Annotated in this window: 20 protein-coding genes and 3 pseudogenes; 12 read left to right on the top strand and 11 right to left on the bottom strand. The window is 70.7% G+C overall.

Annotation, left to right across the window (positions count from 1 at the left end; all coding sequences use genetic code 11):
- Positions 1 to 69 precede the first annotated feature (69 nt).
- From ACFPFQ_RS43050 to ACFPFQ_RS43075, 6 genes and pseudogenes are all read right to left on the bottom strand, one after another.
- Complete coding sequence (locus tag ACFPFQ_RS43050; RefSeq protein WP_379629090.1) at positions 70 to 336, bottom strand: WYL domain-containing protein; 267 nt, start codon at positions 334 to 336, stop codon at positions 70 to 72.
- A 66-nt stretch (positions 337 to 402) separates the two neighbouring features.
- Positions 403 to 570: pseudogene (locus ACFPFQ_RS43055) on the bottom strand (helix-turn-helix transcriptional regulator); the annotation flags it as partial.
- Between the two features lie 151 nt (positions 571 to 721).
- A complete protein-coding gene (locus tag ACFPFQ_RS43060; RefSeq protein WP_379629059.1) occupies positions 722 to 1468 on the bottom strand; it encodes a phosphotransferase in 747 nt (248 codons plus the stop codon).
- Positions 1468 to 2955 carry a rifampin monooxygenase gene (gene rox / locus ACFPFQ_RS43065; protein ID WP_379629060.1) on the bottom strand — a complete coding sequence of 496 codons (1488 nt, stop codon included), beginning with the start codon at positions 2953 to 2955 and terminating at the stop codon, positions 1468 to 1470. Before rox ends, ACFPFQ_RS43060 begins: the two co-directional genes overlap by 1 nt.
- Positions 2956 to 3187: 232 nt before the next feature.
- Positions 3188 to 4426, bottom strand: a complete 1239-nt coding sequence (locus ACFPFQ_RS43070; RefSeq protein WP_379629061.1) for an RNA polymerase sigma factor — start codon at positions 4424 to 4426, stop codon at positions 3188 to 3190.
- Positions 4423 to 4746 (bottom strand): YciI family protein, encoded by a 324-nt coding sequence (locus ACFPFQ_RS43075; RefSeq protein ID WP_379629062.1) that lies wholly within the window; start codon positions 4744 to 4746, stop codon positions 4423 to 4425. Before ACFPFQ_RS43075 ends, ACFPFQ_RS43070 begins: the two co-directional genes overlap by 4 nt.
- Positions 4747 to 5053: 307 nt before the next feature.
- Between ACFPFQ_RS43075 and ACFPFQ_RS43080 the strand changes: the two are divergent.
- The 3 genes and pseudogenes from ACFPFQ_RS43080 to ACFPFQ_RS43090 form a co-directional block, all read left to right on the top strand.
- Positions 5054 to 5497, top strand: a pseudogene (locus tag ACFPFQ_RS43080) (enterochelin esterase domain-containing protein); the annotation flags it as partial.
- 142 nt (positions 5498 to 5639) lie between these two features.
- Complete coding sequence (locus ACFPFQ_RS43085) at positions 5640 to 6059, top strand: alpha/beta hydrolase-fold protein (RefSeq protein WP_379629091.1); 420 nt, start codon at positions 5640 to 5642, stop codon at positions 6057 to 6059.
- Between the two features lie 89 nt (positions 6060 to 6148).
- Positions 6149 to 7381 (top strand): FAD-dependent monooxygenase, encoded by a 1233-nt coding sequence (locus ACFPFQ_RS43090; protein ID WP_379629063.1) that lies wholly within the window; start codon positions 6149 to 6151, stop codon positions 7379 to 7381.
- 354 nt (positions 7382 to 7735) lie between these two features.
- Here ACFPFQ_RS43090 and ACFPFQ_RS43095 read toward each other — a convergent pair.
- Positions 7736 to 7888 (bottom strand): annotated as a pseudogene (locus tag ACFPFQ_RS43095) (S-(hydroxymethyl)mycothiol dehydrogenase); the annotation flags it as partial.
- Between ACFPFQ_RS43095 and ACFPFQ_RS43100 the strand changes: the two are divergent.
- From ACFPFQ_RS43100 to ACFPFQ_RS43120, 5 genes are all read left to right on the top strand, one after another.
- On the top strand, positions 7872 to 8174 hold the full coding sequence (locus tag ACFPFQ_RS43100) for a hypothetical protein (RefSeq protein ID WP_379629092.1): 303 nt from the start codon (positions 7872 to 7874) through the stop codon (positions 8172 to 8174). The pseudogene ACFPFQ_RS43095 and the gene ACFPFQ_RS43100 sit on opposite strands and share 17 nt — an antisense overlap.
- 379 nt (positions 8175 to 8553) lie before the next feature.
- Positions 8554 to 9651, top strand: a complete 1098-nt coding sequence (locus ACFPFQ_RS43105; RefSeq protein WP_379629064.1) for a hypothetical protein — start codon at positions 8554 to 8556, stop codon at positions 9649 to 9651.
- A gap of 109 nt (positions 9652 to 9760) precedes the next feature.
- The gene (locus ACFPFQ_RS43110; protein WP_379629065.1) at positions 9761 to 10735 is read left to right on the top strand and encodes a GlxA family transcriptional regulator; all 975 of its coding nucleotides are present in this window, start codon (positions 9761 to 9763) and stop codon (positions 10733 to 10735) included.
- A 13-nt stretch (positions 10736 to 10748) separates the two neighbouring features.
- The gene (locus tag ACFPFQ_RS43115) at positions 10749 to 11318 is read left to right on the top strand and encodes a dihydrofolate reductase family protein (protein ID WP_379629066.1); all 570 of its coding nucleotides are present in this window, start codon (positions 10749 to 10751) and stop codon (positions 11316 to 11318) included.
- Between the two features lie 51 nt (positions 11319 to 11369).
- On the top strand, positions 11370 to 11849 hold the full coding sequence (locus ACFPFQ_RS43120; protein ID WP_379629067.1) for a nitroreductase/quinone reductase family protein: 480 nt from the start codon (positions 11370 to 11372) through the stop codon (positions 11847 to 11849).
- Positions 11850 to 11877: 28 nt separating this feature from the next.
- On the opposite strand, the gene ACFPFQ_RS43125 is transcribed toward ACFPFQ_RS43120, so the two are convergent.
- The 3 genes from ACFPFQ_RS43125 to ACFPFQ_RS43135 all read right to left on the bottom strand — a co-directional run bounded on the left by ACFPFQ_RS43125 (position 11878) and on the right by ACFPFQ_RS43135 (position 14192).
- Entirely contained in the window at positions 11878 to 13473 is a 1596-nt protein-coding gene (locus ACFPFQ_RS43125) for a phospholipase D family protein (protein ID WP_379629068.1), read from the bottom strand.
- 89 nt (positions 13474 to 13562) lie between these two features.
- Positions 13563 to 13766 (bottom strand): 2Fe-2S iron-sulfur cluster-binding protein, encoded by a 204-nt coding sequence (locus ACFPFQ_RS43130; RefSeq protein WP_379629069.1) that lies wholly within the window; start codon positions 13764 to 13766, stop codon positions 13563 to 13565.
- 24 nt (positions 13767 to 13790) lie between these two features.
- A complete protein-coding gene (locus ACFPFQ_RS43135) occupies positions 13791 to 14192 on the bottom strand; it encodes a DUF5997 family protein (protein ID WP_379629070.1) in 402 nt (133 codons plus the stop codon).
- A 44-nt stretch (positions 14193 to 14236) separates the two neighbouring features.
- On the opposite strand from ACFPFQ_RS43135, the gene ACFPFQ_RS43140 reads away from it, so the two are divergent.
- Positions 14237 to 14944, top strand: coding sequence for a LysR family substrate-binding domain-containing protein (locus tag ACFPFQ_RS43140; RefSeq protein ID WP_379629071.1), 708 nt, complete (start codon positions 14237 to 14239; stop codon positions 14942 to 14944).
- A gap of 23 nt (positions 14945 to 14967) precedes the next feature.
- On the opposite strand, the gene ACFPFQ_RS43145 is transcribed toward ACFPFQ_RS43140, so the two are convergent.
- Positions 14968 to 16239: a RidA family protein gene (locus tag ACFPFQ_RS43145; RefSeq protein ID WP_379629072.1), complete on the bottom strand. Its 1272-nt coding sequence runs from the start codon at positions 16237 to 16239 to the stop codon at positions 14968 to 14970.
- A gap of 226 nt (positions 16240 to 16465) precedes the next feature.
- Between ACFPFQ_RS43145 and ACFPFQ_RS43150 the strand changes: the two genes are divergently transcribed.
- The 3 genes from ACFPFQ_RS43150 (at position 16466) to ACFPFQ_RS43160 (ending at position 18037) form a co-directional block, all read left to right on the top strand.
- Positions 16466 to 17218, top strand: coding sequence for an isocitrate lyase/PEP mutase family protein (locus tag ACFPFQ_RS43150; RefSeq protein WP_379629073.1), 753 nt, complete (start codon positions 16466 to 16468; stop codon positions 17216 to 17218).
- 193 nt (positions 17219 to 17411) lie between these two features.
- Entirely contained in the window at positions 17412 to 17576 is a 165-nt protein-coding gene (locus ACFPFQ_RS43155; protein WP_379629074.1) for a hypothetical protein, read from the top strand.
- Between the two features lie 308 nt (positions 17577 to 17884).
- Complete coding sequence (locus ACFPFQ_RS43160; RefSeq protein ID WP_379629075.1) at positions 17885 to 18037, top strand: hypothetical protein; 153 nt, start codon at positions 17885 to 17887, stop codon at positions 18035 to 18037.
- Positions 18038 to 18219 lie beyond the last annotated feature (182 nt).

Here is an 18219-nt window from a genome sequence, read left to right on the forward strand (position 1 = left end):
CAGCTGCGTCTGCTGGAGGTGGACAGCGAATCCGCCGCCGACTCGCCATGATCGTCGTGGCCGGTTCGGTCAGGGGTCGACCGGCCCGTGCAACCGCGCGATGGCTCGCCCGATCCCGGCCATCCGGTCGCGGAGCTCGAGCGGCAGCAGCACCTCGACCTCCCCACCGAGGGCCAGCAGTTCCGACACCGCACCCTCCTCGGAGTCGAACCGGAACGATCCCTCGACCCAGTCGGGGCGGTCGAGGTGCGGCGCGTCCGGTCGGGGCCGGGGCCGCCAGCCGCGGGGCCTGCCCAGCACGAGCGCCGACTGCAGTGCGGTCGGAGACAGCCGCACGCGGATCCGGCGGATCCGCCCGCGCCCACCGAGCGGACCAGGGGCCGTTGTCGGGGTCTGCTGGTCGAACGTGTCGAGGAGCTCGAACCCGCCCTCCGGGCTCCGGATCGCGAAGACGGGAACGCCGGCACTGCTGAGCGCCTCCAGGTCGCGCAGCACGGTCCGGGTCGAGACCTCCAGCCGGCGGGCCAGCTCGCGCGTCGTCATCCGGCCGCCGTTGCGCAGGAGCAGCATGAGACCGAGGAGTCCATTCCGGACCTCCAGCCCTCGTTCGACGCGTTCGCGGCCGGGCTGCGCGCGCAGGCCGACTTCGCATGCCGTCACAGGTCCTCGCACCCGTTCCAACCCCTGCGAACACGCGCGACGGTGTGCGAGGTCGGACCTCTCACATCCGGGATCTCAGCACGTCGATCTCACACCCCGGCGCCGCCGGGTCGAAGCCGTGCTCCACGAGCCAGCGGATCCCCCGCAGGCTCCGCAACGACCACCACGCGCGGATCACGTCGAGGTCGACGTCGGTGCCGTACCCGCTGAGGACGTCGCCGAGGCGCTCCTCGTGCCCGAGCGTCAGCGTGGCGAGGTCGTACAGGGCATCGCCTTGGGCCGCCTCGGACCAGTCGATCACCCCGGTGATCACGTCACCGTGGACGAACACGTGGGTGATCTGCAGGTCGCCGTGGGTGAACACCGGTGTCCACGGCCGCAGCGCAGCCCCGGCGACCGCGCGGTTGCGGGTGACCACGTCGGCGGGAAGGACCCCGTTCGTGAGGAGCCAGGCGCATTCAGCGTCGAGTTCCGCGCCGATCTCCTCGACGCTCCGACCGGGCCGTGGCGGCAGCGGCGCGTCGTGCAACAACCGCACGGCGGCACCGGCCGCCGCCCACGCCGCCGACGACGCGGTCGACGGCTCGCCGAGGCGGCCGAGCGCGCTGCCGGGCAGGGCGGCGAGCGCGAGCACGGGCGGGTTGCGCCACAGGACCTCCGGGGTCGGGATCGGCGCCAGCGCCATCGCCTCGACCTCGACGTCGGTGTTCGCCTGATCCGCATCGATCTTCAGGAACACCTCGCCGACGCGCAGGGTCGCGCGCGCCTGATGGGCGACGACGACCTCGACCTCCTCCACGTCGGCCATCATCGCGCGGTGGCGGCCGACGCCACCACGCGTTTGTCCCCGAACCAGCGGGCGAGGTGGTCTTCCAGGTCCTGCTGGTCATCTCCGATCCAGGCCACGTGGCCGTCGGGGCGCAGCAGTGCGCACGGAACGTCGAGCGCCGCGGTGGGATCCGCGAGGTGATCGACGCGGTCCGCCCAGCCGCCGACGGTCAGGCGTCCGGTGCGGTCCAGCAGGAGGCCGCGGCCACGATGCAGCAGCGAGTAGAGGTGGCCCTGTTCCACGTCGATGTCGGGCAGGCGGCGGCCGAGCAGGTCGGGGCCGTCGCCGAAGTCGTAGCGGATGGCGACCGCCGTGATCTTCTCGATCAGATGACGGTTCACCACGTCGAACTCCATCAGCTCGGTGAGCAGCCTGCGCACCGCCTGCGGGCCCGGTTCGGTGGACTGCAGCTCCTGCTGGGCGCGGGTGTTGTCCAGCACGTCCGCGGCGACCGGATGACGTTCGGCCTGGTAGGTGTCCAGCAGCGGCTCCGGCGCCCAGCCGCGGACCTGCGCCGCCAGTTTCCAGCCGAGGTTGAAGGCGTCCTGGACGCCGAGGTTGAGGCCCTGCCCGCCGATGGGTGGATGGATGTGCGCCGCATCGCCTGCCAGGAGCACCCGCCCGACGCGATAGCGCTCCGCCAGCCGGGTGGCATCCCCGAAGCGCGACATCCACCGCGGGGAGTGCACGCCGAAGTCGGTTCCGGCGATGCTGCGCAACTGCTGCCGGAAATCCTCCAGGGTGGGCGGTTCCGCACGGTCGCGAACCCCCGCGGCGGGGACGACGACGCTGTAGGTCCCCGGTCCTACCGGCCGGAGCCAGAATCGCTGGTGGGTCGCGCGACCTCCCGTCACCGTGGCCGCGATCTCCTCCTGCGACACACCCACTTCCATCTCGCCCATCAGCGTCTCGGTCCGCGACGGCTCGCCGGGAAAGCCGACGCCGAGCAGCTTGCGCACCGTGCTGCGCGCGCCGTCACAGCCGACGAGGTAGCGCGAACGCAGCTGTTCCCCGCCGGCCAGCTCGACGGTCACACCCGCGCCGTCCTGCGTGAGGCCGACCACCGCGCAACCACGCTGGACCTGCGCACCCCGTTCGATCGCGTGCTCGGCGAGCACACGCACGATCACCGGCTGCGGGATGCCCAGCAGATACGCGTACGCGGAGTCCAGACCCTCGGGTGCGGGCTGGGGAATGGCGGCGAAGAAGCCACCCGCCGGACGCCGCCTGCCCAGGGTGAGGAGGCGGTCCAGGAGTCCGCGCATCGCCATCAGTTCGAGACTGCGGATGTGCAGCCCGACGATGCGGACGGCCGACGCGGGCACGGTTTCCTTCTCCAGAACGAGTACCCGCAGGTCGTGCAGCCGCAGCTCGGCGGCCAGCATCGCTCCGGTCGGCCCGCAACCGGCGATGATCACGTCGAAGGGGGTGACCGCGGTATCGGGGGTGAACGGCAGGGAGTGCATCGGTGTTGCCTTTCGGAGTGCCTCATTGGTGAGGCGCTCCCGACGACACCTACGTCGATCGCCCGACCGTGCCGGGCAGTGGGAGCACCCACATCGCTACAGCGTTCATGGGTCTCACCTCCTCGAGCGGCGTCACGGCCACCGGCAAGCTACAACCTCGCACCCGACCCGTCCAACGCTTTCCCGGTCACGAGCCCCGCGGGCGATTCCGGGCGTTGCCGCGCCGCTCGCTCTACCCGGACAGTTGGTCGCGGCGGCGCGTCAGGTAGGCGGTCTCGGCGGTGTTGCCCGCCAGCTCGATGGCCCTGTCGTACGCCGAGCGCGATTCCTGGCTGCGACCCGTTCGACGCAGCAGGTCGGCGCGGGTGGCGTGGTAGGCGTGGTAGCCGTCCAGCGTGTCCCGGAGACGGTCGACGGTCGCGAGCGCCACCTCCGGACCGTCGAGTTCGGCGACGGCGATGGCCCGGTTGAGCCCGATGATCGGGGACGGGTCGAGGCGCACGAGCTGGTTGTAGAGGGCGAGCACCTGCGACCAGTCGGTGTCACGCATGTCGCGGGCGGAGGTGTGCACGGCGTTGATCGCGGCGAGGATCTGGTAGCGGCCCGGAGCCACCCCGGCGGCGGCAGCGGCAAGGCGCTCACGCACCAGCCCGTGGCCCTCGCCGATCAGCGCCGCGTCCCACGCCCCACGGTCCTGCTCGTCGAGAGCGACCAGTTCACCGCGGGCCGACACGCGAGCGTCCCGGCGGGCCTCGATGAGCAGCATCAACGCCAGCAGCCCGGCCACCTCGCCCTCCTCGGGCATGAGGGCACGGATCAGGCGGGTCAGCCGGATCGCCTCGGCGGTCAGGCCGGGACGCACCGGATCGGTGTCGGGGCCGGTGGCCAGGTAGCCCTCGTTGAAGACGAGGAACAGCACGGCGAGCACGCCGGAGACGCGAGCGGGGAGATCCTCGGCGGACGGCAGCCGGTACGGGATGCCGGCCGCCTTGATCTTGGCCTTGGCGCGGGTGATCCGCCGCCCCGTGGCGGACTCCTGCACCAGGAAGGCGCGGGCGATCTCGGGCACGGTCAGCCCGCCGACCATGCGCAGCGTCAGCGCCACGCGGGTCTCCATCGCCAGCGCCGGATGGCAGCAGGTGAAGATCAGCCGGAGCCGGTCGTCGTCGATGGCGCCCAGCGGCTCGAGCGGTTCGTCGTCCTGCATGATCTGGGCCTCCTTGTGCTTGTCGTCGCGCTTGCTCTCCCGCCGGATCCGGTCGATGGCCTTGCGGTTGGCGGTGGTGGTCAGCCAGGCGCCGGGATTGGGGGGCACGCCGTCGGCCGGCCACCTCTCGACGGCGGTCGCGAACGCCTCGGCGGCCGCCTCCTCGGCGATGTCGAGGTCACCGAAACGCCTGGTCAGGGCGGCAACGACGCGTGCCCACTCCTCGCGGTGGACCCGGGTGACCACCTCGTCGACGTCGTTCACCGGAACGGCCGCACCTCGATCTTGCGATCGCAGGCCTTCGACGCCTCGGCGGCGAGTTTGAGCGCCACATCGAGGTCGGGGGCCTCCCACACCCAGACGCCGGCGAGGTACTCCTTCGACTCCACGAACGGCCCGTCGCTGAACACCGCCTGTTCGCCCCGGTTGTCGATGACCGTGGCCGCGTCGGTGTCCGCGAGTCCACCGGCGAAGACCCAGTAGCCCTCGGCGATCAGCCGGTCGTTGAACGCGCTGATCGCGGGCTGCCGGTCCGTGCTGCCGGGATCGTTCTTGTCGTCGATGACGGAAACCAGGTACTGCATCTGAAGATCATCTCCTGTGGTGGCGGACGTCGGGCTGTTGCCTATCACGGTCGTCCGATCAGCTGGAGGACCTGGATCGTGCGGGCGGCCGCACCCCTACTACGAACACCACCGCCCCGATCGGACACCCTTTCCCGAATTCTTCTCAAAGCACCTGCGCGGCGGCCGTGATCCGTCGCCCCGCCCCGCAGTGCGCGGCAGGATGGCGCCGGTGACCGGCCGCGACCCGAGGAACCCGACGATGCCACGCCACCGATCTCGTCGCGACCGGTTCGCCGATGAGCTGGAGAGGGACGCCGAGGCCGCCATGGGGGCACTCGGGCGGGACCTCGAAGCGGCACACGGTCCGCTCGTCGAGGCGATCGACGGCAGCGACGACGTGCTCGTGACGTTCGTGTACGTCGGGCAGGCGACATCGGTGCGGCTGCTGTCCGAGCTCTGCACCCTGGATCTGGACCAGCATTTCCAGGGCGTGCCGATGACCAGGGTGGACGGCACCGACGTCTGGTACCTCTCGGTCCCGGCCGATCCGCGGATCGGCGTGCCCTACCAGTTCCTCATCGATCCACCCACGCTCGAGGGATCCATGGCCGAGTTGGTGGCGCGACCCCCGGATCCTGCGGTGTTCGCGGAGTACCTGCGGCAGAGCTCGGCGTCGAGCCGGACGGACCCGCACAACCCCGTGCGTCACCACCCGGGTTTCGGACCGGCGAGCGAGGACCCGGACGGCTGCCAGTCCGTTCTGGAGCTCTCCGACGCCGACCGGTTCGACCACCTCGACGCAACGCCCCCGCGCGGCCGGACCGAGCAGCACGTGCTGGCGGGCACCGCGTTGCCGGGCGATCGCGCCGTCACCGTGCACCTGCCGGCGGGATACGACCGGACCATCCGCTATCCCGTTGAGCCTCGGCGGGCTGGCGAGTGCCTGGGCCCTGCTGCAGCGCCCGGACGCGTTCGGCGGGGCGCTCCTGGTCTCGCCGTCGCTCTGGTTCGCGCCGCCCGATGCCGATGCCCCGGCAGTTCGCGGCGGCTGGATCACGCAGCAGTTCGCGGCCTCCCGGCCCGGGTCCGGACGGGTCTACCTCGCCGTGGGCAGCCTCGAGACCGGCCCCTTCCCCGACTCCTTCCCCGGCGTGCACGGTCTGTCGATGGTCGAACTGGCCCGCGACTTCCGTGACGTCGTGACGGCAGGCGGTCTCGAGCTCGCCGGCTATCGCGAACAGCCCGGCGGGCACAACTTCGTCACCGCCCAGCGCGTGCTCGTCCCCGGCCTCGCGGGCCTGCTCGCGGTCGGCCCAGCGATGAGTTCCTGACCCCGTCCGGGTCTCACCGTCGGAGGGGGGCGGACCACGGATCGGCCGACCCCGCATCATGGACACAACCGGACGAGCAAGGGGCCATCGTGAGCGCTATCAGGGTGTTGGTGGCAGGGGCGAGCATCGCTGGGCCGGCGCTGGCGCACTGGTTGCATCGGCGGGGGGCCGAGGTGACGGTGGTGGAGCGGGCCCCGGCGTTGCGTCCGGGTGGGCAGGCGGTGGACGCGCGCGGGGTGGCCAAGGAGGTCATCCGGCGGATGGGGCTGGACGCTGCGGTGCGTGCGGCATGCACCGACACCGCAGGCGCGTACACCGTGGACGTCGAGGGGAAGGTGCTGGAGACCTACCGCGCCGACGACGACGGCGGCGATGGGTACATCGCGGACATCGAGATCCTGCGCGGGGATCTGTCCCAGGTGCTCCACGACGACACCTGCGACGGCGTCGAGTACCTGTTCGGGGACCGGATCGCGGAGCTCACCCAGGACGCCGACGGGGTCGACGTGGTCTTCGCGGGCGGCGACCGGCGGCGCTTCGACCTGGTGATCGGGGCGGACGGGCTGCACTCGGGGTTGCGGGCGATGGTGTTCGGGCCGCACGAGGAGTTCGTCCGCCACCTCGGGATGGTGCTGGCCTTCTACACGGTGCCCAACGAGTTCGGGGTGGACCGCTGGCTGCTCGACTACCAGGAGCCCGGACGCTCCGCAGGCCTGCGACCGCTCCCGGATACCACCCGGGCGATGGCCATGCTCTCGTTCAGCGCCGTCGACTTCGATGTCGACTACCGCGATGTCGGGGCCCAGAAGCGCCTGCTGCGCGAGCGGATGGCCGGCTTCGGCTGGCTGACCCCGCGCATCCTCGCGCACGTGGACGACACCCCGGACTTCTACCTCGACCAGGTCGCGCAGGTCGTGATGGACCGCTGGTCGAGCGGTCGGGTGGGGCTGATCGGGGACGCGGCGTTCAGCTCGTCACCGATGTCGGGCGGGGGCACCGGGCTGGCGCTGGTCGGTGCGTACCTGCTTGCCGGGGAGCTGGCGGCGGCCGACTGGGACCCGGTGGCGGGGTTCGCGGGCTACGAGGAGCGGATGCGTTCGTTCGTCGAAGCGAACCAGGAGATCGGGCGGTTGCACGTGCAGAGCCGCGAGGCTCCCGCACCGGAGACCCAGGACAGCGACGGCCCCGCCCCGGAGCCGGACATGGAGGCGCTCATGCAGGTGGTGGAGCGCGCGATCAACGGTGTCGACCTGCCCGATTACGCCGGGGTGCCGGACTCCGGGACGCGCAGCACCCCGGTCACCTCCTCGGCCACGCCGTAGGCGCACCGCCCCGAGCGCGGTGTGTGCGGCGGGGGTTCGGTGCGCCGTCGATCTCGTCGACCCGCACGAGAGCGCCCTCGGCGGGTGAGGTGATCGAGCGCGCACTGGTTCGGTGTTGACCATGAGCCCGTGGGCGTTGATCACTGGACCGCGGCCGAGTGCTCCCCCTACCGCGTAGTCGCCTGCCGGTGACGGCGCCAACCAATTCGCCACGGCGCCGATGTCAGGACGTCGGCGCGGCGGCCACGAGGTCGGCGCGGTGGGAAACCCCGCGCCCATCGCGGCCGAGGGGAACGAGCTGCACCACGGCGTCGACGTCACACATGACCCCTGCTCCCGTCGGGATGTCGCGCGTCACAACACGACGGCCGAGCGCAGGACCTCGCCGCGCTCCATCCGGTGGAAGGCCTCCTCGACGGCATCGAGGCCGATCTCCTCGGACACGAAACGATCGAGCGGCAACGGCCAGTCCTGCCTCGCCGGGACACGGCTGTTCGTCCACGACGACGGCTACGACGCGGTGCGGGGCAAGCTCGTCGCCGCCTTCGAGCGCATCCGGGTGTGCTCCCCCGACGATCCGCGACCCGGCTGGGCTGCATGGTCTCGCAGCGCCAGGGCGAGCGGGTGCTCGACTACGTCGCGGCCGGGCAACGGTCGCCGGCGGCGAGCACGGCTGGTTCGTCGAGCCCACGATCTTCGAGACCGACAATGCTGCAAGGAGACGCTCGACATGTACACGCACGTCAAGTCGATCGTGCTCGCCGAGGAGGTCCCCCCGCCGTTCTTCGCCTGACGATCCCGAGCGAACGGCACGTTCGTCCACATCGGGTGGACGAACGTGCCGTTCGATTTCACAGGCGGGAACGCCGCGCTGCGCGGGCTCGTAGGTACTCGCATCCGCAGGTTCCGCCGTTGAGCCGTGCACGCTCAGTGACCAGGAGCCGGCTTCAGCGGCCCCCGCACCAGCGCGGACGCACCTGTCCGAAGGGTATTCCCACCTATCCGGCCGTGCGGGGATCACTCACCGATCCCCGCCAGTACGGGTGTATCGCAAACGGGTGAGGCCCCGCGTCGACATCGACGCGGATACAGGGCGATCATCGCTGTAACGATTTCTGGGCGGGGCGCGATCCAGCCGACCGGCGGGCAGAGCGCGAGCAGAGGAGCTGCAGTTGAAGGTGCAGATCAACAGTGTGACCCATAATGTCGAGACAATTGTCGAACTACTGACACACCTCGGACGCGACGAATTGAATGCACTGAACAAGTCATTCGGGTTCGAGGACGACGACATCGAATTCTATGTAGCGAAGGATCAGCGCCTGAGCTCACCCGGCGCGCTGCTGGCCGACGTGCAGGCCGTCCTGAGGATCCTCTACTGGGAGAAGACGTACGGGGGGCTCCCCAACCGGCAGAGCGACCGCGCGATGGTCCACTTCCTCTTCCCGGATGCCCACGTCGGGGGCGGCCCCGACAGCTCGGTCTTTCAGCAGGCCAAGGAGGCGATCGGCGCAGCGCAGTCGATGCGGCTGGCCGGACCGGGGATGCTCGACCTGTACGCCACCTACGTCGAATTCATGTTGGATCATGTCGACGAGGTGGAGAAGTTCATGAGGCATCCGGTCGAGATCGGAGACGTGGCCCGGCGCCGGTCGCTAGCGGCCGGCAGTTCTCGGGGGTCCGGCGTGACCGCGCATTCATTCAAGAACGATCTGGCCGGCCTGGAAGTCGGCCAGTCGCTGATCATGTCGTTCAACTACGGCACCCATCAAACGTATGCGGCCATCTCCGGGAGCGGGCAGCACCTCCACCTCGACTACTTCGACCGACAGCGGCAATCGCTCATTCTGCGAGGAAAGACCATTCCGGGATATCTGGACGGCGCGCACGCCATGAATGGTCAACCGTTGCGCTTCACCTTCGATCTCGATACGGCGGAGCTGGTCTCGCTCTATCAGGCGGCGGAATCGGTTGCGGCCGGGCGCGATGAGGAGGGTGGCCTGTGCAACGGCCGGCGCGCTGCGGTTCTCAAGAGACTCGCCGACGCCGCCGTCGATGTCGAGCTGTTCGGAGAGGTCGAGCCGGCCCAACATGCCGACGCGATCAACTGTGCCTGGGCGAGCTTGGAAAGTGTGGTTCGGACCGCCGTGGGCGTGCAGGTACTCGCGAGCGAACTCGACTTCATCCGCAAGATCGTGGTGAACCGGTATGTCGCCCCGCTGGGGACGGCGGAGGAGAGGGCGGCGGCGGGCGTTCCGACGGCCGTCTGATCGCGGTCGGCCGAGACGGCGGCACAGCACCGCTACCACTCAGACGATGGCATGAAGTGCAAGGTTTGTGTCGTTGACGCCGTCACGGCCGGCTACGAGCATGGTTGGCATGTCCCGACGAGTTGTCATGGTCGTCTACGACGGCTTCCAACTGCTCGAGCTCTCCGGGCCGGCAGACGTGTTCTCCGCGGTCAACGACCTGACCGTGGGGCACACCTACACGGTCGAGGTCGTCGCACCTCGAGCCGGCCCCGTGACGGCCGGCAACGGCATCACGCTCGTGACCGACAGGGCGCTCAGCGAGGTCGAGGGGCACATCGACACGCTGCTCGTCGTGGGCGGATGGCCCGACTCCGGCGATCACCTGAACGACCCCGACCTCGTCGGCGGGGTCGCCCGGCTGGCGGGTCGGGCCCGCCGGATCGCCTCCATCTGCTCCGCCGCCTTCGTGCTGGCCGATGCAGGTCTGTTGGAGGGTCGCCGGGCCGCAACGCACTGGATGGTCGCCGACGAGCTGGCCGCCCGCCACCCCGGCGTCGACGTCGACGCCGACGCGATCTACATCGAGGACGGTGCGATCTGGACGTCCGCCGGCGCCTCTGCCTGCATCGACCTGGCATTGGCCATGGTTGCCGCCGACCACGGTCAAGAGGTTGCCCGGACCGTCGCCAGCGCGCTGGTCGTCTACCTCCAGCGTCCTGGCGGGCAGAGCCAGTTCAGCCTGCCGACCCGAACGCGCCTGCCCGAGCGGGAGCGACTCAGGGAGCTGCAGGCCCACATCGACGCCCATCCGGCCGATGACCTCAGCGTTCCGGCGCTCGCCGCGAGGGCCTCGATGAGCCCTCGGCACTTCTCCCGAGTGTTCGCGCTGCAGACGGGGATGACGCCGGGGAAGTACGTCGAACGCAGCCGGGCCGAGGCCGCCCGGCGGCTCCTCGAGACCACCGACGAGGCCCAGACCTCCATCGCGCAGGTGTGCGGGCTGGGCTCCCCCGAGACCTTGTACCGGGTCTTCCATCGCCACTGGCGCATCTCACCCGGCGACTACCGCCGCCACTTCCGAGTCCCGCACGTCCGCACCTGAGAGGACACCATCCATGCGCAAGCTCATCGTCCAGCAGTGGGTCACCGTCGACAACATCGCCGCGGAGGAGGACGGGGGTCTCAGCTTCGTGTCGGGGGAACCGTTCGACGACGAAGTCACCGACAACCCGTTCCAGAACAGCTTGCTGGGCTTCATCAACACGGTCGACACCCTGATCCTCGGCGCCAACACCTACCACCAGTCCAAGGACTACTGGCCCTACGCCGACGACCAGGGCGAGTGGGGCCGCAAGCTCAACAGCCACACGAAGTTCGTCGCCTCGTCGAAGCTGGCCGACGCCCCCTGGGGCGACTTTCCCGCCGCGACCGTGACGGGTGACCCCGTCGTCACCATCCGGGAGCTCAAGGAGCTCACCGGCGGGGACCTGTGGCTGTGGGGCAGCTTGACCCTCATGCAGTCCCTGCTGGCCGCCCGCCTCGTCGACGAGGTCCGGCTGCTGGTCTGCCCGACCTCACGTGGCAGGGGACGGCGCGTCTTCGAGGATCGGCACGACCTGATGCTGGTCGAGGCCACCGGGTTCGACAACGGCCTGGCACTCCTGCGGTACGCGATCAAGCAATAGGGCGCTCCGCCACCGCTACAGCTACAGCTACTCCGGAAAGGGGCCGCTGCCATGGCCGTCGCCGAAGACCTCGACCGCGCCACCGACTCGCCGGTGGACTGGGTCGCCGAGCACACCCGCACCTACCTCGCCTCGGGTGGCACCGCGGGACACGAGAACAACGGGGTACGCACCCTCGTCCTCGCCACGACCGGACGCCGGACCGGCCGACCGCGGCGCACCTGCCTGATCTACGGCCGCTCGGGCGACGACTTCGTCGTCGTCGCCTCCGACGGTGGTGCCGCGGCGGACCCGGCATGGTTCAACAACCTCCTCGCAGATCCGACCGTTGGCGTCCAGGCCGGCACCCACCGGTTCACCGCTCGCGCCAGTACCGCGTCCGCGGCCGAGCGGGAGCCCCTCTGGAACCAGATGGCGCAGATCTTCCCGCTCTACGACGAATACGCGCAGAAGTCCGACCGCACGATCCCGATCGTCCTGCTCACCCCGCAGCCGCCGCATTCGGTCAACCACCCGAACGCGGTGTCGTAGTGGCCTACCACCAGCTCCGGCCGATCGGCTACCAGCGCCTACGGAGGCGGTCGCCCCAGGTGCGGCCGTCGGGGTCGTAGACGAGACGGTAGACCGGCACCGCCCAGAGCCTGGTGTACCAGCGCAGCCGTTCGGGCCGGTGGTGGCGCAACCGCCCCGGCGGGCGGGGCCCGATCCGCCCGGCCCGGTGCCACGCGTCGAGGGCGGTGGCGGCCCGGTCGAGGGCGAGCACGGCCTCCATCGGGTCGCACAGGTCGTCGCCGTCGTCGACGTCGTCGTCGCCGGCGCGGTCGAGGTGCTCGCGCATCAGTCGCAGTCGCAGCGCGCGAGCGAAGCGGCGGGCCGGGTCGCCGTGGTCGGCGGGATGCGTCGGGTCACGCCCGTCGAGGGTGTCATCGAGCACGGCGACGGTCAGCTCGCTGTCGTGGCTCCACGAGCGCCGGTTGAGGTTCGCGCTGCCCGCTGCGGCCCACACGTCGTCGACGACGGCCACCTTCGCGTGGCCGTAGACGGGGGTGCCGTGGTGGTTCTCCAGGTCGAACACGTGGACCCGATCGGACGCGGCCGCGCGGCACACCCGCAGCGCCTCCCACCGCCCCACCTGGTTCGGGGGCAGCGAGAACCGGCCGTCGACGTCGGAGTGCCGCGGCACGATCACCACCAGGTGCAGCTCCGGACTGCGGCGCAGCGCCGCGGCGAGCAGCCGCGCGATGTGGGGTGACCACAGGTACTGGTCCTGCAGGTACACCAGCCGTCGCGCCCGACCCAGCGCCTTCGTGTAACCACGGGCGACCGACCTCTCACCGTCGGGCGCGAACGGGTAGCCGGGCCGGATCGCGGGATAGGTGCGCAGCACCTGCACGACCGCGCTGCCGGCCGGGGCCGGATCGGCCGGTCGGGCCGGCAACGGACCTGCGGTCTGCTCGGCGTCGCGCAGCGCGTCGCGGAGGCGGGCGATCGGGGTGCGCAGGTCGAGGGGTTGCGGGTCGTCCCAGCGCTCACGGAACACCTCGTCGAGCATCCCGACGGCCGGGCCGTGCACCTCGAGCTGCACGTCGTGCCACGGCGGATGGGCGCCGTAGGGCGGGCTCATCGGCAACGCCTGCGGATCGCCCTCGTGCGCGGCGTCGTCCCGGCGGGAGTGGCACAGGTCGATCCCGCCGACGAAGGCCACGTCACGGTCGGGGTCGGCGGGTCGCCGCAGCACGACCAGCTTCTGGTGGTGCGACCCCGCCCGCCGGATCCGTTGATCCAGCAGCACCTCACCGCCCGCGTCGTCGACCTCGTCGCCGAGCCGGCGGTTCTCCTGCTCGCTGTAGGCCAGCTCGTCGGAGTGCGAGCGCCACATCAACCCCTTCACGATCACACCGCGACGAGCAGCGGCTCCGAAGAGCTCACCGACCGTGGGCCCGTCGGTGCGCAGGCGCTGATCGGCATCGCCACGCCAGTCGGTGAAGAACAGATGATCACCTGCCCGTAGCGACCCCACCTCGTCGACGAGCCGGTCGAAGTACGTCGCACCGTTGACCAGCGGCGTCACCGCGTTGCCCGAGCACCACGCCGGCATCCGCCACCTCGGGTTCCCGCGCTCGCGGGCAGTGAGCAACCAGTCGTCCGCCGCCATGCCGGCCCCCTCGACGTCGCGTCCGGGAGTCCCCGGAGCCACAGCATGGTCTCGACGGAACGGTCGATGTCACCGACCCGTCCGACGGGTCAGAGATCGAGGGCGAGGGTGGGCGTGACGGCTCGTGACACGCACGGCATGAAGGTGCGATGGGCCGCCCGTTCGGCCCGGGAGAGGACGGTGTCGCGGTGGTCGGGCACGCCGCCGAGCACGACGAGTTCGCAGGTGCCGCAGTAACCCTCCTCGCAGTCGGAGTCGGTGAGGATGCCGTTGTCGCGCAGGGCATGCAGCACGGTGCTGTGCGGCCCGACGATGGCTCAGCCCCCGACCGGACCCTCGGGACGGCTTTCGGACCGCTGGGCCCGCAGCCGGGCCTCCGCGCGCTGGGACTCGTCCCGGATCCGGCGCTCCCGGCGCAGCCAGTCCGGCTGCTCCTCCTTCAACGCCGCGATCTGGGCCGTGGTCAGCGGCTCGGTGATCTCGGCACGGGCCAGCCCGGAGATCGACACTCCCAGCCGGTCGGCAACGACCTGACGGGGATGCGGACCGTTGAGCCGCAGCTCCCGCAGCCACTCGGGCGGGTCGGCCTGCAGGGCGTCGAGCTCGTCGCGCGAGACCACCCCGGCCCGGAACTCCGCCGGCGTCGCGTCGGGGTGCACGCCGAGCTTCTTCGCCGCTGTCGCGGGCTTCATCGTCTGGGTCGACCTCTGCCGCGTCATATGCCCAGGATATCGGGGTGCGGACCAGCCGATAGCCTGGGCCGGTGACCGAGCCGAGTGACACCGCAGTCTTCCGGCTCGGCTACGTTCCCGGCGTCACGCCGGACAAGTGGGTGCGGATGTGGGCCGAGCGCCGCCCCCACGTCACCCTGGAGCTCGTCACGGCGACCACGGACGAGGCGGTGGAGCTGATCCGGACCGGCGCGGTGGACGCGGCCGTGCTCCGGCTGCCGATCGACCGGACCGGGCTCCACACGATCCCGCTCTACACCGAGACCACTGTGGCCGTCGTCCCGAAGGAACACGTCCTCACCGCGACCGAGGAGGCAGGAGTCGCCGACCTGGCCGAGGAGATCGTCCTCCGCCCGCAGGACGACACCCTCGTCTGGCCCGGTGACCGGCCGGGGCGCTCGGCGGCGTTCACCCCCGCGACGACGGCCGAGGCGATCAAGCTCGTCGCCGCGGGCGTCGGCCTGCTGGTCGTCCCGCAGTCGCTGGCCCGCCTGCACCACCGCCGCGACCTGGTCCACCGACCGCTGGCCGACGCGCCGGGGTCGGGCGTCGCGCTCGCCTGGCCGGACGCGGAGAACACCGAGCTGATGGAGGAGTTCATCGGGATCGTCCGCGGGCGCACGGCCAACAGCTCACGCACCCCCCGCGGGAACGCCACGCCGCCACCGGCCAGGCCTGCCCCCGCGAAGAAGAGCGCCGCCCGGCGCACTCCCGCCCGGCGCGGTACGCACCGCCGGTGAGGCCATCCCGCGCATAGGGCGGATCACGCCGTCGGAGGGGTTCCCTCGGCGTTCGCCACGACGGCGTCGACCTGGATCAGGGCACCGCCGGGCAGGGCCGAGACGCACACCGTCCTGCGGGCGGGGACGCCACCCGGGAAGAACGTGGAGTAGACCTCGTCCACGGCGGCCGTGTCGGCGATGTCGGTGAGGAAGAGGTTGACCTTGACGACATCGTCCAACGCATGGTCGATGCTCTCCACGATGGCCTTGATGTTCACCAGGCACTGTCGCGCCTGGTCCGCGACGCCACCGGCGACCAGCTCCCCGGTCGCCGCGTCGATCGGCAGCTGGGCGGAGAGGTGGTTGTAGTGCGAGAAGGCGACGGTCTGCGTGGACAGCGGGCTGCGGGGTGCCGAGTCCGTGTTGTGGGCCCGGATGACGAGCCCGTGCCGGTCCTCGACGGCCTGCGGCGGCGTGCCGTCGCCGTGTGAGACGACCGCCTCGATCTGCACGAGGGCACCCAGCGGTAGGGCCGAGGCCTCCACCACGGTACGGGCCGGGAGGTAGCCCGCGGTCCGGGCGATGGCCGTGTCCGGGAAGAAGGTGGAGTAGACCTCGTTCACCGCGTCGATGTCCGAGAGGTTCGTGAGGAAGATCGTGATCCGGACGATGTCGTCGAGGGGAACGTCGATGCCCTGCACAACAGCCTTGATGTTGGCCAGGCACTGCGCGGCCTGATCGGCGACGCCGCCGGCCACGAGCTCGCCCGTCGCCGGATCGATGGGCAGCTGCGCACTGACGTTGTTGTAGTGCGAGAAGGCCACGGTCTGCGAGGACGCCGGGCTCCGCGGTGCCCGCTCGGTGTTGTCGACGACCTTGACGAGGTCTCCGGCCTGCGGGGCGTCCGGGATCGTTCCCTCGCCGTTGGAGAGGAGCGCGTCCATCTGCACCACGGCGCCGAGCGGCAGTGCGGTGACGGCGACGGTCGTGCGGGTGGGTACGTAGCCGGTGAAGGTGGTCGCGATCACCGCGTCGACGGCATCCACGTCGGCGATGTCGGTGACGAACACCGACAGCCGGACCACGTCGTCCATGACGTGGTCGATCGCCTCGACAACGGCCCTGATGTTGGCGAGGACCTGCGTGGCCTGCTCCTTCACGCCGCCCGACACGACCTCGCCGGTCTCCGGGTCGATCGGCAGCTGCGCCGCGAGGTTGTTGTAGTGGGAGAAGGCGACGCTCTGGGAGTACGGACCGATCGGCTTGGGCGCCTGCTCCGGATTCCGCGCGAGCACTGCGTTGTAGTCACTCATGTCGGGCACCACTTCCTGTTCGACAACCACAGGGATGCTGCCGGGCCGCCGCGGCGCGGGTCAGCCACGTCCGGGGGATCGGCCGGGGGAACCCGTCGGTGGATCACCCGAGGGTATCGATCAGTTTCGGCCGGCCGCGGTGTCTTGGTCTTCGTGAGGGTGGGAGCCGGCGGTGCTGTCGGAGATCGTTCGGCTTCCCGATACCTGTTCTGACGAGGGGACGACGATGACAGCCGATCCGCGATTGATCGTTCATGCCACGACGCTGCGCGACCTGCACGGCGACGGGATGCTCGTGCTCCCGAATGCGTGGGACGCCGCCAGTGCGCGGGTGGTGGTGGAATGCGGATTCCCCGTGGTCGCCACGCCGAGCAACGGCATCGCGGCGATGCTGGGTCACCCCGATGGTCAGGGTGCGCCGTGGCAGGAGATGTTCGCGGCGGCCGCGCGGATCGTGCGGGCGGTCCCGGTGCCGGTGACGGTGGACGCCGAGGGTGGGTACGGGATGTCGCCGCGTGAGCTGGTGGACCGGTTGCTGGAGATCGGCGCGGCCGGGTGCAACCTGGAGGACACCGACCACGGGTCGGGAGGGCTGGTCGAGGCGGGTGCGCACGCGCGGTGGCTCGCCGGGGTCCGCTCGGCCACGGAGGACGCCGGGGTGCCGATCGTGATCAATGCTCGGGTCGACACCTTCCTGGCATCCAGCGGGGTGCCGGAGGCGGATCGGGTGGCCGATGCGGTGCGACGGGGTCGGTTGTACCGGGAGGCCGGCGCCGACTGCATCTATCCGATCGGCGTGCGCAGCCGCAGCGACCTCGCGGCTCTGGTGGGTGAGCTGCCCGGCCCGGTGAACGGCAACGTCGGACCCGAACTGGACCTGGCGGCGTTGCGGGAGCTGGGCGTCGCACGGGTCTCCTACGGCCCCAGGTTCTACCACGCCGCCATCGCCGGATTCCGTGAGGCGATCCAGCAGCTGTGATCTCGTTCGGGTTGGTCGCGCTCCGAGCAGGAGACCTCAGCGCAGGGCGTGAGTACTTTTCAGCCTCCCAGCAGCGCAGTACCGCGGGAGGAGAACCAGGGCAACGTATCTGATCACGCACGAGGTCGAGGACGTCGAGCACTGGTGGAACTCATCGAAGCGTGCCGAGGCCTTCGGATCGCTGGCCATCGCGGTGGGGACGTTCCGCGATCCCGCGGGATCGAACAAGGTCGGCCTGCTCGCCGAGATCCCCGACCTCGCGGCCTTCGAGGCGTTCATGAAGACCGATGCGGCGGCGGCGGCCGTCCGCCAGGACGGCGTGCGCCTCGAGACGATGCTGATGCTCGCCGAGTCCTGAGCGGTACTCGGGCGACGTCGGCCGCACGGCAGCGTGGCGGCCGGCGGTGCGCGGCTGGCCCGTACGCGAGGCACGAGCGCTGTTGTGACCAGGCCGGCAACGTTGTGCCACAGTGGGTCGGTGCTCGAACCCCAACAGGTCGCGCAGGCCTACGCCCGCTGGATTGCCGACGGTGAGCCCGATTTCCAGGCGATGATGAGCCCCGATCTCCACGATCACGTCAGCGGCGGGCGCGGGCCGCAGACCTGGGACATGGTCTGGGGTTGGATCGAACGGAGCTTCGAGGAGCGCAGAGCGGAGCTCCACGGGTGCCCTGGCTCGGTGACCGAGCGCCGAGCGGCGCGCAGATCGCCTGGCAGCAGCTCCACGTCTTCACCGTCGATGGCGACCGGTTGACCGGGCACTGGGCGGTCCGCGACGACCTCCGCGTGATCGAGGCCGTCGACGCGGTGACCGGCTGAGCAGGAAGGGTCACGCGCCGCCCATATCGGCGATCGTCATGCCGGCGGCGTGTCCGGCCGGCCACTGCACGACCTCGATCCGGTAGCCGTCCGGTCGGTCAGCCAGCTACCCGATCGAGGATCCCGTGCACCGGGCCTGGCGTATCGCCGGCCCGCTCAGGGGCGACGTCGTCCCGCGCGCG

The organism is Pseudonocardia sp. GCM10023141, from assembly GCF_042653605.1.

What these genes read in the sequence shown, in the direction of transcription:
- ACFPFQ_RS43115 (WP_379629066.1), top strand. Translation starts at nt 10,749, where the DNA reads ATGCGCAAGCTCATCGTCCAGCAGTGGGTCACCGTCGACAACATCGCC.
- ACFPFQ_RS43150 (WP_379629073.1), top strand. Translation starts at nt 16,466, where the DNA reads ATGACAGCCGATCCGCGATTGATCGTTCATGCCACGACGCTGCGCGAC.
- ACFPFQ_RS43075 (WP_379629062.1), bottom strand. Translation starts at nt 4,746, where the DNA reads ATGCAGTACCTGGTTTCCGTCATCGACGACAAGAACGATCCCGGCAGC.
- ACFPFQ_RS43060 (WP_379629059.1), bottom strand. Translation starts at nt 1,468, where the DNA reads ATGGCCGACGTGGAGGAGGTCGAGGTCGTCGTCGCCCATCAGGCGCGC.
- ACFPFQ_RS43145 (WP_379629072.1), bottom strand. Translation starts at nt 16,239, where the DNA reads ATGAGTGACTACAACGCAGTGCTCGCGCGGAATCCGGAGCAGGCGCCC.
- ACFPFQ_RS43110 (WP_379629065.1), top strand. Translation starts at nt 9,761, where the DNA reads ATGTCCCGACGAGTTGTCATGGTCGTCTACGACGGCTTCCAACTGCTC.
- ACFPFQ_RS43135 (WP_379629070.1), bottom strand. Translation starts at nt 14,192, where the DNA reads ATGACGCGGCAGAGGTCGACCCAGACGATGAAGCCCGCGACAGCGGCG.
- ACFPFQ_RS43120 (WP_379629067.1), top strand. Translation starts at nt 11,370, where the DNA reads ATGGCCGTCGCCGAAGACCTCGACCGCGCCACCGACTCGCCGGTGGAC.
- ACFPFQ_RS43125 (WP_379629068.1), bottom strand. Translation starts at nt 13,473, where the DNA reads ATGGCGGCGGACGACTGGTTGCTCACTGCCCGCGAGCGCGGGAACCCG.
- rox (WP_379629060.1), bottom strand. Translation starts at nt 2,955, where the DNA reads ATGCACTCCCTGCCGTTCACCCCCGATACCGCGGTCACCCCCTTCGAC.